The organism is Acidimicrobiia bacterium (assembly GCA_036396535.1).
Classification (GTDB): domain Bacteria; phylum Actinomycetota; class Acidimicrobiia; order Spongiisociales; family UBA5794; genus DASWKR01.
Window position 1 is genome coordinate 1 of sequence record DASWKR010000016.1, and the last position, 14,572, is coordinate 14,572.

At 68.7% G+C, this 14,572-nt stretch carries 14 protein-coding genes and 1 tRNA gene; 9 read left to right on the forward strand and 6 right to left on the reverse strand.

Annotation, left to right across the window (positions count from 1 at the left end):
• Together VGC47_02155 and VGC47_02160 are read right to left on the reverse strand one after the other, a co-directional pair.
• On the reverse strand, positions 1-323 hold a 323-nt coding region (locus VGC47_02155; protein HEX9854093.1), incomplete at its 3' end, for a cation diffusion facilitator family transporter.
• A gap of 227 nt (positions 324-550) precedes the next feature.
• Positions 551-1,345, reverse strand: coding sequence for a PhzF family phenazine biosynthesis protein (locus VGC47_02160; GenBank protein HEX9854094.1), 795 nt, complete (start codon positions 1,343-1,345; stop codon positions 551-553).
• A gap of 166 nt (positions 1,346-1,511) precedes the next feature.
• Here VGC47_02160 and VGC47_02165 point away from each other — a divergent pair, with 166 nt between their 5' ends.
• The 5 genes from VGC47_02165 (at position 1,512) to dcd (ending at position 3,831) form a co-directional block, all read left to right on the forward strand.
• Positions 1,512-1,742, forward strand: coding sequence for a hypothetical protein (locus VGC47_02165; protein ID HEX9854095.1), 231 nt, complete (start codon positions 1,512-1,514; stop codon positions 1,740-1,742).
• Positions 1,742-2,566, forward strand: a complete 825-nt coding sequence (locus VGC47_02170; GenBank protein HEX9854096.1) for a hypothetical protein — start codon at positions 1,742-1,744, stop codon at positions 2,564-2,566. Before VGC47_02165 ends, VGC47_02170 begins: the two co-directional genes overlap by 1 nt.
• On the forward strand, positions 2,563-3,018 hold the full coding sequence (locus tag VGC47_02175) for an SRPBCC family protein (GenBank protein HEX9854097.1): 456 nt from the start codon (positions 2,563-2,565) through the stop codon (positions 3,016-3,018). The genes VGC47_02170 and VGC47_02175 overlap by 4 nt, the downstream gene beginning before the upstream one ends.
• Positions 3,019-3,191: 173 nt before the next feature.
• Positions 3,192-3,262, forward strand: a tRNA-Gly gene (locus VGC47_02180).
• A 2-nt stretch (positions 3,263-3,264) separates the two neighbouring features.
• Positions 3,265-3,831: a dCTP deaminase gene (dcd, locus tag VGC47_02185; protein HEX9854098.1), complete on the forward strand. Its 567-nt coding sequence runs from the start codon at positions 3,265-3,267 to the stop codon at positions 3,829-3,831.
• 33 nt (positions 3,832-3,864) lie between these two features.
• On the opposite strand, the gene VGC47_02190 is transcribed toward dcd, so the two are convergent.
• The 4 genes from VGC47_02190 to VGC47_02205 all read right to left on the reverse strand — a co-directional run bounded on the left by VGC47_02190 (position 3,865) and on the right by VGC47_02205 (position 10,184).
• Entirely contained in the window at positions 3,865-4,575 is a 711-nt protein-coding gene (locus VGC47_02190) for an ABC transporter ATP-binding protein (protein HEX9854099.1), read from the reverse strand.
• Positions 4,572-5,420, reverse strand: coding sequence for an ABC transporter ATP-binding protein (locus VGC47_02195; GenBank protein HEX9854100.1), 849 nt, complete (start codon positions 5,418-5,420; stop codon positions 4,572-4,574). Before VGC47_02195 ends, VGC47_02190 begins: the two co-directional genes overlap by 4 nt.
• Positions 5,420-8,938, reverse strand: coding sequence for an FtsX-like permease family protein (locus VGC47_02200; protein ID HEX9854101.1), 3,519 nt, complete (start codon positions 8,936-8,938; stop codon positions 5,420-5,422). Before VGC47_02200 ends, VGC47_02195 begins: the two co-directional genes overlap by 1 nt.
• Before the next feature lie 121 nt (positions 8,939-9,059).
• Complete coding sequence (locus tag VGC47_02205) at positions 9,060-10,184, reverse strand: ABC transporter ATP-binding protein (GenBank protein ID HEX9854102.1); 1,125 nt, start codon at positions 10,182-10,184, stop codon at positions 9,060-9,062.
• 59 nt (positions 10,185-10,243) lie between these two features.
• On the opposite strand from VGC47_02205, the gene VGC47_02210 reads away from it, so the two are divergent.
• The 4 genes from VGC47_02210 (at position 10,244) to dnaB (ending at position 14,448) form a co-directional block, all read left to right on the forward strand.
• On the forward strand, positions 10,244-10,609 hold the full coding sequence (locus VGC47_02210; protein ID HEX9854103.1) for a VOC family protein: 366 nt from the start codon (positions 10,244-10,246) through the stop codon (positions 10,607-10,609).
• Between the two features lie 273 nt (positions 10,610-10,882).
• On the forward strand, positions 10,883-11,779 hold the full coding sequence (locus tag VGC47_02215) for a pseudouridine-5'-phosphate glycosidase (GenBank protein ID HEX9854104.1): 897 nt from the start codon (positions 10,883-10,885) through the stop codon (positions 11,777-11,779).
• 19 nt (positions 11,780-11,798) lie between these two features.
• Complete coding sequence (locus tag VGC47_02220) at positions 11,799-12,929, forward strand: low temperature requirement protein A (GenBank protein HEX9854105.1); 1,131 nt, start codon at positions 11,799-11,801, stop codon at positions 12,927-12,929.
• A gap of 163 nt (positions 12,930-13,092) precedes the next feature.
• Positions 13,093-14,448 carry a replicative DNA helicase gene (gene dnaB / locus VGC47_02225; protein ID HEX9854106.1) on the forward strand — a complete coding sequence of 452 codons (1,356 nt, stop codon included), beginning with the start codon at positions 13,093-13,095 and terminating at the stop codon, positions 14,446-14,448.
• Positions 14,449-14,572: the final 124 nt, after the last annotated feature.

The following is a 14,572-nucleotide window of genomic DNA, read 5'->3' on the forward strand; positions in this document are numbered from 1 at the left end:
ACGGTGACCGAGCCGATCGTGTCGGCGACGACCTCGAGCGAGACGGCTTCGAGGTTGAGCGGACGTGACCGGCCGCCGCTCAAGACGCGCCACACCACCAGATTCACGACCAGACCCACCAATGCGATCGCCAGCATCAACCCCGTCATCACCTCCAGCGGGTTCCCGAACCTCCCGACCGCCTCGAAGACGACGTACCCGGCGACGGCCAGGAGGAGGACCGCATTGGCGAGAGCGGCCAGGATCTCGAGCCGGTAGAGGCCGTACGTTCGCCTCGTGTCGGCCGAGGCGCGTTCGGCGGCGACCGAGGCCGCCAGGGCCATCCCGAGCCCGAGGGCGTCGGTGGTCCATGTGGCCGGCGTCCGACATGAGGGCGAGCGATCCGCTGAGGACCGCACCGACGAACTCGACGACCATGAACCCCGCGATCAGCGCCAACGCCACAGCCAGCCGGCGGACCTGGCCCACCGGCCTCGACTGGGCTCCATCGTGGTCGTGGTTCATCCTCGCGCCACGGTAGCGATGGCGGCACGCCGGCCGGCAGCGGGGATCAGATCTCGAGGTACCTGGTCTCGTCGTGCGTCACGGCACCGCCGATCTCCGTTGCGTCACCGCGCCACCGCAGCTCGATGAGCGACGGGTGGCCCATCTCCTCGCCCTGCCGGATCTTGACGCTTCCCTCCTCCTCTCCGGCCGATCGCATGGCGGCCGCCAAGGCGACGGCGGCGCTCCCTGTCGCCGGATCCTCGGGGACACCGGCGGCCGGGGCGAAGAAGCGAACTCGAGCGGCGCTTCCTCGGCGATGGGCGATGAGCACGCCGAAATGGTCGGCGAGCACTCCGAGATCGGGTGCCACGGAGGCGACTGCCTCTTCCGAATCGACCACGAAGATGAGGTATTCGAGCGGCATCATGACCCGGTAGGCGGCGATCGGCGCCGGTACTCCGGCGGCCCCGGCAAGAGCCACAAGATCGTCACCGGCCGCCACTTCGCCGAGCGGCCCGGTCTGCACCCACGTCACATCGCCTTCGAACCGCAGGCCCACCTCTCCGATCCCGCAGCGAAGCCGGTCGACGCCCCCCGGCCCCATCCGGCCCATCACGTGCCCGGTCCCGACGAGCGGATGCCCGGCGAACGGCAGCTCCATTCCCGGCGTGAAGATCCGCACCACCGGAGGCGCGCCCGGCTGCCAGTCGACGAACGCCGTCTCCGAAAACCCGAGGTCGGCTGCGATCTGCTGCATCATCTCGTCGTCGAGCCCGATGCAGTCGTTGACGACGCCGAGGTGGTTGCCGCCCTCGCCCCCTCGAGTGAACACCCGCAGGACGTGAACCGACCGGGCCATGCGCTCCTCCCCGAGTAGATGACCCGCAAACGCTAGACGCCGATCCGAGCGTGCTCGGAGGCGGCGACCCGAGGTTGTCGCGGCCGGCGCGTCGCAGCGCAACCGGTGGCGCCCGGGTCCGCTCCCGGAGCGGGGTGGCGGACCGCCCCCAGCTACATTCGGGCGCGTGATCGCTCAGGACTTCGTCGACATCCTCGGCCTCGACTCGCTGCTCGCCCAGCTGGTGCTCGGCCTGGGAGCCGCCATGGTGCTCGGCAACGGCTACGCCATCTACCAGCACCGCAGGGGGCGAGCGCCCCATGGTGCCGCCGGCGGGTTCCGAGCCGCACGCGCTTGGTGGCTGCTCGGGGTCGGAATCGTGATCCTGGCTTGGGGAACTGCGAGCCTGGCGGTCTGATGTCCTCGGAGCTCTCCTTCATCTGCAGGACGTGTGGCCACCAACATGCTGCGTCGCTCTCGCCGCCACCGCGCTGCGCCATATGCGACGATGAGCGTCAGTACGTCGGGTGGGAGGGCCAGCAGTGGACGACCCTCGCCGAGTTGGCGGAGGAGGGTCACCGCACGGAGCTGCGCGACGTCGAACCGGGCCTCTGGGGGGTCGGGGTGACCCCGGCCCTCGGGATCGACCAGCGGGGGCTCGTGGTGACGACGCCGCAGGGGAACGTCCTGTGGGACGTGCCGGGGTTCGTGGACCACGAGGCCATCGAGCGGGTTGCCGGGCTCGGGGGCCTGGCAGCCATCTCGGCGTCGCACCCGCACTTCTACGGCGTCATGGTCGAGTGGGCCCGGGCCTTCGGTGCGACGATCTTCTTGCCGGTCGCCGACCGGGAGTGGATCATGCGTCCGGACGCGAGCATCGAGCTGTACGAGGAGGCGGTGTCCCCGGTGGCCGGTGTCCGCCTCGTTCGAACAGGCGGTCACTTCGCCGGTAGCGCCGTCCTCGAGTGGCGAGCAGGCGCAGAGGGAAGGGGAGCGCTCCTCACGGGAGACACCGTCGCGGTGGTGCAAGACCGCCGGTGGATATCGATCATGCGGAGCTACCCGAACCTCATCCCACTCGACGAGGCGACGCTCCGAGCCATCGACTCGGTGCTCGACGGGCTGCATTTCGACCGGATCTACGGAGGCTGGTGGGGCCGGGTGATCCCGACCGGTGCCAGGGCGAAGGTGAAGGCGTCGATCGAGCGGTACATCGAGAGGATCGGAGGAGCCGACACATGACTGGCCGCACGATGAAGCCCATCACCGTCGAGGCGCGCCTACCGGCTCCCCCGGACGAGGTGTTCGCCTTCATCGCCGACACCCGAAACGATCCGCAGTGGTGCTCCAACGTCGAAACGGTCGAAGTGATCGCCGGCGGCGCCATCACTCCAGGCACGGCCTTCCGATTCCACCAGCATTTCGACAGGCCCGGGGGGAGACGCATGCAGTTCGACGTCGACGTCACCATCGAGTCCACGGAGGGCCGGTCGATCACCTGGGTCGCCGACGATCGATTCCAGCTGCGCCGAATCACGATCGCCGTCGAGCCGGCCGGCGAGGATTCGAAGGTGACTCAGACCACCGTGGCCACGTTCAAGAGCCCACCCGGGCCGGCGAGGTGGATGTACCCGCTCCTGGCCAAGCGCACCTTCAAGCGCCAGTTCGCGGCCCTCGCCGCCCGCTATCGCTGACCGGCCGGTTCACCGCCGGTCGCGGTGGACGACGCCTTCGATGGGACGGCGATCGGTGTTCTCGATCGGGCGGAGAGGCCGATCTGCCGGCTGCACAGAGGCGCTCTCGGGTGGGTTCAGGTGCCGGCGCCCGGACCATGCCGAGATGTCTCGGGTACACTGGTCCCTCTGACGCGGATGTAGTTCAATGGCAGAACACGAGCTTCCCAAGCTCGGAGTGGGGGTTCGATTCCCCTCATCCGCTCGATGATCCTGTCCGACCGCGACATCAACGAGGCGATCTCGTCCGGCCGGATCATCATCGACCCGTTCGATCCGTCGATGGTCCAGCCGTCGTCCGTCGACCTGCGTTGCGACAGGTTCTTCCGTGTGTTCGAGAACCACCGCTACTCGATCATCGATCCCAAGGCACCCCAGCTCGATCTGACGAAGCAGGTGGAGGCGGGCGAGGACGACCCGTTCATCCTCCACCCGGGTGAGTTCGTGCTCGGGTCGACCATGGAGATCGTCGGACTGGCAGACGACATCGTCGCCCGCCTCGAGGGCAAGTCGAGTCTCGGCAGGCTCGGCCTGCTCATACACTCGACGGCGGGCTTCGTCGACGCCGGCTTCAAGGGCCAGGTGACCCTCGAGCTGTCGAACGTCGCCAACCTCCCGATCGCCATCTATCCGGGCATGGCCATCGGGCAGGTGTCGTTCTACGAGCTCAAGTCGCCCGCCGAAGCGCCGTACGGCTCGCAAGGCCTCGGCTCGAAGTACATGAACCAGGCGGGTCCCACGGCGAGCAGGATGCACGAGAGCTTCGAGGGATGATCGGCCCAGGGCCGAGGGACGGTGCCACCTCCCTCACGGCGTGAACGTCGTTCCTTCGGTGAGCCACATGCTGAGCTCGCCCCTGTCGGGCTCGTGGAGGGCACCGTCTCGCACGAAGTACGCCCTGTCGGCCAGCTCGAGGGCCGCCGGATCGTGAGTGGCGATCAGCACGGCCGTCCCGTTTCGAGAGATCCCCTCGAGCAGGTCGAGAACGGCTGCCCCCGTGCCCGTGTCCAGCTCCCCGGTCGGCTCGTCGGCGAGGATGTACCCCGGTCCGTGGACCAGAGCCCTGGCGATGGCGACCCGCTGCTGCTCGCCGCCCGACAACTCGTCGGGCCTGTGCCCCAACCTCCCCTCCATCCCGACCGCGGCGAGCGCCGCGCCGACCTTCTCCCGCCCCTCACGGCCCCCGACCCCGATCAGCCGCAGCGAGACGTCGACGTTCTCCTCTGCCGACAGCAGCGCCAGCAGGCCGGCCGTCTGGAACACGAAGCCGAGCTTCGTTCTCCTCAGTACCGCGGCGGCATCCTCCTCGAGCGTGTCGACGCGCTCGCCGTCGAGGAAGACTTCTCCCTCGTCCGGCGGCTGTAGGACGCCGGCGATGTGCAGAAGGGATGTCTTGCCGGAACCCGAGGGCCCGAAGAAGGCGACCAGCTGGCCCGGGTCGATCGTGACACTGACGCCGGCTGCCCCGACCGCGCCGCCCGGGTAGCGCTTCGTCACGTTGCGCAGCTCGAGGCTCACGATCCCACCTCGCCCGCCGCCTCCTCGGGCGAGAGGAGGATCCCGTCCTCGGTCGTCTGCGCCCTGACGTGGCGCCCGATCCCCGCTTGGAGGAGTAGGTCGCGCGGCAGGCGCACCCCTCCTCGCTCGTCGACGGTCAGCACCTCCGATGCTCCTTTGCGCCGTTCGGTTGCGGTCCTGCCGTCTTCGAGCCGCACCACCCTGTCGGAGCGCACCGCAAGGGCGACGTCGTGGGTCACGACCAGGACGGACAAGCCGCCTTCGTGTGACATGCGGCGCAGCAGTTCGTACACCTCGAGGCCCGTCTCGGTGTCGAGCTCACCCGTCGGCTCGTCTGCCAGCAACAAGCGGGGGCCGAGGGCGAGCGCAACGCACAAGGCGAGCCGCTGCTGCTCGCCGCCCGACATCGTCGCCACCCTTGCGTACGCCTTGCTGCGGAGGCCGGTGGCCTCGAGCAACCCCTCCGTGCGCTGTCTGCGCACCTTGCGTGAGACGCCGGCCATCAGCATCGGCAGCTCGACGTTCTGGGCGGCCTTCAGGTAAGGAAGGAGGTTGCGGGTGAAGTCCTGCCAGAGGAACCCGACATTGCGCCTGTAGTGCTTCACGAGGCCCGACTGCGTCACGTCCTCCAGGTCGGTCCCGGCGACGTGCGCCTTGCCTGCGGACGGAGACTCGAGACCGGCGAGGATCTGCAGAAGCGTGGACTTGCCGGCTCCCGACCTGCCTACCACAGCGACGAACTCTCCCTCCTCCATCACGAAGTCGAGGCCTTGGAGCGCCACCACCTCGAGGTTTCCCTGCTTGTGGATCTTGATGAGGTTGCGGCAGTCGATGATCAGCGCCATCAGCGCTCCACCTCCCGGAGGACCTCGCTCATCCTCCGCACGGACACCCGCCGCGTCGCCCACACGACGGACACGATGAGAAGCGCTCCGACGAAGGCGACGTAGCCGAGGAGCACGATCCAGTCGATGCTCAGGATGATCGGCGGGACGATGTCCTCGGCGGTCTCGCCGAGCTGCAGGAAGGGCAGCATCGCCTTCATGAGGGCGATTCCCCCGGCGATGCCGATGACGGCGCCCAGCCCGAGGACGACGAGCTGCTCGACAGCGAACGTGGCAGCAACGCTCGACCGCCCCAGCCCGAGGGCGCGCAGCACCCCCATCTCCCTGGCGCGCCTGGCGACGGCGAGCAGCACGTACCCGGTGACCCCGAACAAGGCGAGTGCGATCGACGTGGCAGCACCGACGAAGAGGATCGCAACCAGACCGACTTGGACGGGCCTGCTCGAGAACTGCGCCTCGGCGCCGGCGATCGTGATGACCTCGTCGGGGCTCTCGCTCGGGGGGAGCTGACCGGAGACGCGGCGGGCGGCGGCATCGGCGTCGTCCGTCCTCACCCAGAGCTCCTGGGGTGCGGTCACCCGTCGGGGCGTCGTGTTGTAGCTCCACGTCGCTTCGCCGTTCAACAGCATGTTCATGGCGTCGATGTCGAAGACCATCGTCCCTTGGAAGCGGCGATCCGTGACCGTCGGAACCGGTCCCACGAGCCCGGCGAGCTCGGCGTCGAACACGGTGCCCTCGACCGAGAACGCCGCCGACTCGCCGACCTCGAGGCCGGCGTTGGCTGCCGCCTCCGCGTCGAGGAGGACCCGCACCGGGACTGGGGGCATCCGGAGCTGGGGAACGGTGGCGCCGATGCGGCCTCGCACCGGGAACACCCAGACATCTGCTTGGCCCTCCCTCGCCAATGGCGACGCTGCGAGCTCTTCGGCTGTCGGGGGTTCCTGGCCTTCGGGGAGCTCGCGAAAACGGGCGTCGCGCGCAGTCATGGCGGTCTGGTCCTCGCGGATCGACATGCCTTCTGATGGCTGGAGCTCACCGTACAGGTCGGCCCGCAGGTCGGCCCGGCCTGCCGGCGTGACAACTTCGATGGAGGAGACGACCACCTGCTCACCGTTCGTGACGTTCCCGTCTGTCGGGTTGACGCGCTCGACCCAGATGGCATGGATCGTGAGCGGAGGCACCGGCGGGCTGGGGTAAGCCGGGCGGCCCTCACCGAGATCGATGGCCACGGTCCGCCACTCGGTCGTGACGAGGTCCTCGTCGGCCTGCATCGTCCATACCTTGCCGTCGGCATCGAAGACCTTCGCCATCCAACGGACGGTCCTGTCCTGCAGGGCGGTGCTCAGCTCCACTTCGGCGAGGACCGTGGAAGGAACCACGATGCCGTCGAGGCGGATGGCCGTGGCGTCCGCGGCCAGGGTGACGCCCTGGTCCGGCGGGTCACCGTCCGGGCGAAGCGGCGAGAACACCGACGAGGGGTCGACGCCGAAGTCCGACCGCCAGACGACCACTTCCGAGAACTCGTCCGGGCGAATGGCGATGCCCTCGGCGGGGCGCGACTGGGCGCGGCGCGGACCGCCGGACGTCCTGAGCACCCCCGTCCCCGCGTCGCCGTCCGGCACCGCGAGGAAACCGGCACCTGGTGCGACGATGCGCAGGTCCGCTCCGGCTGCGAAGGCCGCCCTGTCGGTGAACGACCCCTCCAACGTGTTGGCGTACGTGAGCGCGAACGCCCCGAAGCCCGTCGTGAGCCACACGAGCAGAGCGAGCCGGCCGTAGGGGATCGGGTTTCGACCCAGATGCCAGCCCGGCAGCGCAAGGGGCATGGCGCGCCTCTTCGTCATCAGCCACCCGACGAGGCGCAACACCCACGGGAGCACCCGCAGGAGCACGAGAGCGCCTGTGAACAGCAGCAACACCGGGAAGACGACGGCGACCGGGTCGAGGGCCACCTCGTCGCCCGACGTGTTGATGAAACCGCGCTGCGCGAGTTGGACGAGGATCACGAGTGACAGTGCGATAGCGAAGAGGTCGAGGTTGTAGCGCTGCCACACGGAGGTGCCGGTGGGGCGGGCGGCGAGTGAGCGCAGCTCCAGCACGCGCCGCCTGGCGAAAGGGATGATGGCCAGCCCCATCGCCACGAACGTCGTGACGGCCCCGCCGAGGACCCACGGGACGACGGATTGGAGCTGGGCGACCCGAAGCGGCTCGCCACCCGTGAGCTCGGAGAGCGGGGGGATGCGCCCCGTCAGGCCCACCATGAGCCGAGCGACGTATGGGGCCGCCGCGCCGGCGACCCCTGCGATGAGTAGCGATTGGGCGAGGTGGATCCCGACCGTCTGCCACGTGCTCGCTCCCCTCGTCCTCAGCAAGGCCATCTCAGGCCCCTCGCGCTCGAGGGTGAGGGCCGCCGTGTAGACCAGAAAGTACAGCGCACCGCCGACCACGAGAGCGAGGATCGCCAGGATCGGGGCTCCGACGACGACCGACCGCACGCCGAAGGCGTCGAGTAGCGAGGTGAGCCCTGAACTGGTTGCCATGGCGCCCCCGGTCGCCTGAGCCGTCTCGGCCCTGAACGAGTTGACGGCGCCTCGGATCGCTGCCAACTCCTCGAGGTCGAGCTCGTCGGGCGCCAGCTCGAGGACGAATCGCTGCGTGGCGCTCGTCTGGACGAGCCCTCGGAACGGCCGCAGCCAGGGATCCTCGGTCGGCGTGATCGGGATCTGGGTGGTCCACGCGTCGAACGTCGCCTGGTCGACGTAGATCATCCGCGACGGGTCGTCGATCCCCCAGATCTTCGCTCCTGGGTCCACAGGTTCAACGATCCCGGCAATCTCGACGACCTCGAAGGTCTCCCGCTGGCCGAGAAAGGGCTTGAGGACGAAGCGGTCTCCTACGTCGAGAGCTCCGAGTCTCGAGACGTCGGAACCGATGGCGATCCGCAATGGATCCCCACCGCTTGCGGGGCTGCTGCTCGTCGGCGGGAACTCACCCGAGACGACGGTCACCGCCTCCTCCATGAACGGGCTGGTGAGGAGACGAACCTGCAGAGGCTCCTGAGGCGGCGTCGGATACGGGGCCTGCGGAAACTCTTCCGGCGGCGTTCCATCGGCCTCGAGCCGGGCGATCTCGCCGCGCCACTCCTCGGCCGACCCGAGCCAGTCCTCGGAGCCTCCGATCGGGATGACGACGAGCTCACGCGACTGCGTGCGCTCGATGATGGAGGGGTACCACTCCGCCAGTGAGCGAGCCTGGGTGTCGGCGACGAGATCCCTGTTCGATGCGGCCGTGGCGGCGGAGTAGGAGGACGTGGTCTCGAGCGCCACCAGGTCGACCTGGCTCGCAGGTGCCCCCCGTACCGTGAACACGAGGTCGACTGCCTGCACCGAAGCTTCGTAGAGCGGCACGATGACCAGCAGCGCGATCACCAGGGTCGCTCCGAGCAGCGACCCGACGAGGATGCCTCGTTTCGCCCACACGCGGCGGACCACGAGATCGATATAGGGCACGAGCCTCACGTGAGTTGTTGCCTCCGACCCGAATACCGTAATCCGGATGCTGCGATGGGTGCTCCCCATGCAAGAGAGGCGTGCTCCGGGCCCGGCGACGCCGGGGCGGAGGGCTGTGCGTGCTGCGGCGCTATCCCCGCACCCCTCGCAGCGAGATGAGGTGCTTGTTGACGCACGCCGCACGGCCGGCCCCGGTGGCGTCGAGGTCGGGGACGCCCGCCAGGCATTCCGTCGTGACGTGGTTGCAGCGCGGAGCGAAACCGCACCGATCGGCAGGGGCGTCCGTGATGCGCGGCGGGGAGCCTCTGATCGGTCGTAGCCGTTCGGAGCCTGCCCAGGGTATCGACCCGAGCAGCCCCTCGGTGTAGGGATGGCGCGGCGAGGCGAAGATCTGCTCGACGGGGCCTTCCTCGACGATGCGGCCGAGGTACATCACGATCACCCTGGTTGCGAGTGAGGCCACGGTCGCCAGGTCGTGGGTGACGAGGATCATCGCCATGGCGCGCCGGTCACGCATGTCGCGGATCAACGAGAGCACCGATGCGGCGACAGAGGCATCGAGCCCCGAGAGCGGCTCATCCGCCACGAGGAGGGCCGGGGCCTTGACGAGGGCCGCCGCCAGCATCGCTCGCTGCGCCTGTCCCTGGCTGAGCTCGTGACGAAAGGACGAGAACGCCCGGGCTCGCGGGAGCTGCACCTCGCCGAGGGCGTCGAGCACGCGTTCGTTGATCATCTCCGTGGTGAGTCCGGTGTGCTCGTCGAGGGGCTCACCTGCCTGGATCCCGATGAGCTCGGCCGGTGCCCAGCTTCTCACCGCATCCTGGAACATCACCCCGATCTCGGTGCCGAGCACCTCGCGGTAGTCGTCGTCGAGCAGCTCTTCCATGAAGCGCTCCCCGCGCCTCGGCCTTCTCTTGGGGAGGAAGCGGCGCGGCGCTCTGCTGCGCTCGAGCTGCCTCGTGGGACGGAGCTGCAGGTCGCGGAAGCGGATGGTGCCGGCGACGACCTTTGCGGTGGGGCCGAGCAGGCCGAGAGCGCCCATCGTGGTCAGCGTCTTGCCCGACCCGGACTCGCCGACGATGGCCAGGACCTCACCCGGCGCGACGGAGAAGTCGATCCCGTGGACCACCTGGGTCCACTCGCCCCCGAGGCGCGGTCCGAAGGGCTCGACGAAGATTCGCTCGTCTCCCCGACCGGTCGGATCCATGACGGCGACGCGCAGCCCCGTCACCTCGAACAGCTGCTGTGCGCACACCGGGGCCTCCTGCGCCGCCCTCGACCGTCAGCCTATCGCCGCGAGTAGCGTGAACCGCCATGAAGGTCAGCAACATCATCCTGCGGGTCGCGTCGATGGAGCGGTCACTGGAGTTCTATCGCGACGCCCTTGGGCTGGGGGTGCTCTCCGAGTCGCCCGAGTTCTCGTTCCTCGACGCCGGCAACATCCGGGTCGCCCTCAACGCCGATGCGACCCAGCAGCCGGACGCGACCAACAGCGAGGTGGTGCTCGAGGTCGGGGACGTGCGCTCGGCGTACGAGGAGATGAAGGCACGCGGCGTGCCATTCGAGATCGAGCCCAGGATGGTGATGGCGCACGACGGCCGCGAGTTGCACGCCGCCCACTTCCGCGACCCTGATGGGCACGTGTGGTCGATCACCGGCTGGCTCCCTCCCAGTGACTAGTCATCGCGCGCCGCGATGAATGACCCAGGTCGGGGGCGCAAAGAGATCAAGGAACAGGGGCGTTCCTGCCGATGACATCGGGTACAAGAGAGAATTCGGGCGGTGTTCCTGCACTCCACCGGAACACAACGGAGGTCCCCTTCCCTCCGACTCCTCCTCAGAGCGACCGTCCGGATGAACGAGCAGCCCCTTCGGGGGCTGCTCTCTCTTTGTGACCCGTCGTCGCGGTGACCCATCGGCGCCGGCCTGAGGCGGCGTGCCACAATCCGACCGATGATCCGGGTCGCACCCCGCGTCGCTGCGGCGCTCGCCTCTTCCTCCCCCGTCGTGGCGCTCGAGTCGACGGTGATCGCCCACGGCCTCCCGCGGCCGACCAACCTCGAGATGGCGACGCTCCTCGAGGCACGCCTCGACGACATGGGCGTGGTCCCGGCGACGGTCGGCGTCGTCGACGGCGAGGTCGTGGTCGGGATGGCGCCGGACGAGATCGCCCGCATCGCCGCAGGGGGCGACGTCTCCAAGGTGAGCATGCGCGACCTGGCGGCTGTGTCGGTGGCGGGCGCCCTGGGCGCCACGACGGTCGCCACGACGATGTGGGCCGCGGCGCGGACAGGGGTGCGCGTCATGGCGACCGGAGGCATCGGAGGGGTCCACCGCGGCGCCGGCTCCACTTTCGACGTCTCCGCCGACATGGGAGCGCTGGCAACGAACCGCGTTGCCGTCGTCTGCTCGGGCGCCAAGTCGGTGCTCGACATCCCGAAGACGCTCGAAGTCCTGGAGAGCCTCGGCGTCCCCGTCGTCGGCTACCGGACCCACGAGTTTCCCGCCTTCTACTCGCGCTCGAGCCGGCTGCCCCTCGATCACGTCGTGACATCCGCGCGCCACGCGGCGGAGGTGATCCGTGCCCACGCCGAGCTCGGGCTCAGTTCGGGCATCGTGTTCGCCAACCCTGTTCCCGAGGCGGAGGCTCTGCCGGCCGAGGACGCCGAGGCGCTCGTGTCGGCAGCCGTGGCCGCAGCTTCCGACCAAGGTGTCGAAGGCAAGGACCTCACGCCCTTCCTGCTCGCCTTCATCGCCGATGGAAGCGCCGGTCGTTCGCTGCAGGCGAACCTGGCTCTCCTCGAGTCGAACACGATCGTGGCGGGCGAGATCGCAGCAGCGCTCGCCTGACCGTTCCTACGATCCGCCGATGACCGACGCTCCTGCCTCGTCGATGGGTCTCGATCGGGCCGCTTCGACGCTCGAGCTCTTCTTCGACCTCGTGTTCGTCCTCGCCGTCACCCAGGTCGTGGCGATCTTCGAGGAGACCCACTCCGCAGCGGGCACGTTGCGCGGCGCCATGCTCCTGATGATGTTCTGGTGGACCTGGGGCCTGTTCACCTGGACGACGAACTGGACGGGCACCGACACGCTCCTGATCAGACTCACCCTGCTGGCCGCCATGGCAGGCCTGCTCCTGCTTGCGGGGGCGGTGCCGGAGGCGTACACGACCGCGGGAGCGTGGCTCGGTGGAGCGTACCTGGCGGTGCGGTACACGGCGGCGCTGGTCTACTTCCTGGGCGTCCGGGAGAGCCCACAGCAGCGAGCCGCTCTGCTCACCTTCTTGCCGTTCGCAATGGTGCCGCCACTCGTCGTCCTGGCAGGAGGCCTCGTCGACGACCCGGCGAGGACTGTCCTGTGGCTGGCGTCGATCGCGGTCGACCTCGTCGCCGCGGCGCTGGCGGGCCGGGGCGAGTGGCACGTCGCAGCCCGGCACTTCGCCGAACGACACGGCCTGTTCGTCATCATCGCCCTCGGCGAGTCGATCATCGCCATCGGGGTGAGCGCCGTCGGGACACCGAGAACACTCGTCCAGGCGGCGGCGCTCGTCGTGTCGTTCGTGATCGCCGCCGCCTTGTTCTGGTCCTACTTCCACGGCGCCGCCCCGGCGGCCGAACGCAAGCTGGACGCCCTCGTCGGCAAGCAGCGCGGGCGGTTCGCGAGGGACTTCTACACGATCCTCCACTTCCCCATCGTCCTCGGCATCGTCCTCTTCGCCGTCGCCTCCGAGGAGATCGTGGCGCACCCATCCGATCCGTTGAGCGGATACGGCCGCTTCGCCATCGTCGTGGGCACGTCGCTCGTCCTCGTTTCCCTCGCAGTCGGCCTCCATCACGCCACGACTCGCCTGCCCCTCGACCGCCTGGTGGCGGTGCTCGTGATCGCCGCGGCGGCCCTCGCCACCCAGGCTGCTCCAGGGCTCGTCACCGCCATCGTCGTCGCCGTGGTCGTCATCGCGGCACTCGTCGGCGAGGAACGGCGCCGAATCGTCGTGGATTGACCCGAGCGCGAAAACTCTTCTGCTCCTTGGTTTTCCCGACCCGGGGAGTGGCCCGTACACTCGCCGCGCTTCCCTATGTACGACGCCGCGGGCTGGCGCGCCATCGAAATCTGTCACAAGCAACCGGTAGGACAGTGACACAATCAGAGCAGTGGAGGACAGAGTGACATCACTCGTCGACCGGCCAGGGACCCTGCACACCCCACCACACAGCGCCGAGGCCGAGGAGTCGGTGCTCGGCGCCGTCCTCCTTTCCTCCGACGCTGCCAACGTGGCGCTCGAGAAGCTGCGCCCCGAGGACTTCTACCGGCCGGTCCACCAGGCGATCTTCGAGGCGGTCTCCTCGCTGTTCGACGCCAACGAGCCCATCGATGCGGTCACCGTTTCCGAGGCCTTGCGGCGCACCGAGATGCTCGAGCGCATCGGCGGCCTCGGCTATCTCACCCATCTGATCGACGCAGTCCCGGCGACGTCGAACATCGACCACTATGTCTCGATCGTCGAGGAGCACGCCCTGCGACGCAGGCTGATGCGCGTCGGCGGCGAGGTCTCGACGTTCGCGACGACGATGGACGAGCCCATCACCGAGGTGCTCGACAGATCGGAGCAGGCCGTGTTCGCGGTGTCGGAGCGCCGGGTGGGCGACGGCCTGGCCCCCATCGATCCGCTTCTCGGGCCTGCCATCGAGCTCGCCGAGGAGCTGAACCGAAAGGGAAACGAGGTCACGGGCTTGTCAACGGGTTTTCGCGACCTCGATCGCAAGCTGGCCGGCCTGCACCCGACGAACCTGGTGATCGTGGCGGCCAGGCCCGGCATGGGGAAGTCGACGATCGCCCTCAACATCGCACAGAACGTGGCCATCACGGACGAGCCGGTCGCCATCTTCACGCTGGAGATGAGCCGCGAGGAAGTGGTGACGCGCATGCTCTGCTCCCTCGGCAGGATCGATTCGCAGAAGCTGCGGACGGGGCGGCTCAACGAGTCGGATTTCACGAAGATGTCGAACGCTGCGAGCGTCCTCTACAAGAAGCCGATCTACGTCGATGACTCGCCGTCGCTCACGGTCACCGAGATCAGGGCGAAATGCCGGCGGATGCGACGCAGGCCGGGCCTGTCGCTCGTCGTCGTCGACTATCTCCAGCTCATGCAGGCGTCGGGAGGCGAGAACCGCCAACAGGAGATCGCAACCATCAGCCGCGGGCTCAAGCACCTCGCCAGGGAGCTGAACGTACCGATCATCGCCGCCTCCCAGCTCAACCGGGCCTTGGAGGCGAGGGAGGACAAGCGGCCTCGGCTCGGCGACTTGCGAGAGAGCGGGTCGATCGAGCAGGACGCCGACGTCGTCATGTTCATCTACCGCCACGAGTACTACTACCCCGAGGCGCAGGAGACGAAGGGGATCGCCGAGGTGAACATCGCCAAGCATCGCCAGGGCGCAGTGGGTCGAGTCGAGATGACCTTCCTCCCCGAGTTCACCCTCTTCGCCGACATGGGACGCGACGCATCGGTCGCCGTCTAGCAGCGCGCCGTCGGGCTCCCCTGTCGGAGAGCGCCTTTCGCACCCGGTTCCCCCGGAGTGCCGTCGCCACGCCTCGTGCGTCGATGACTGAGGCCCTCGTGGCGTCTCCCAGGCCGGCCGGCCG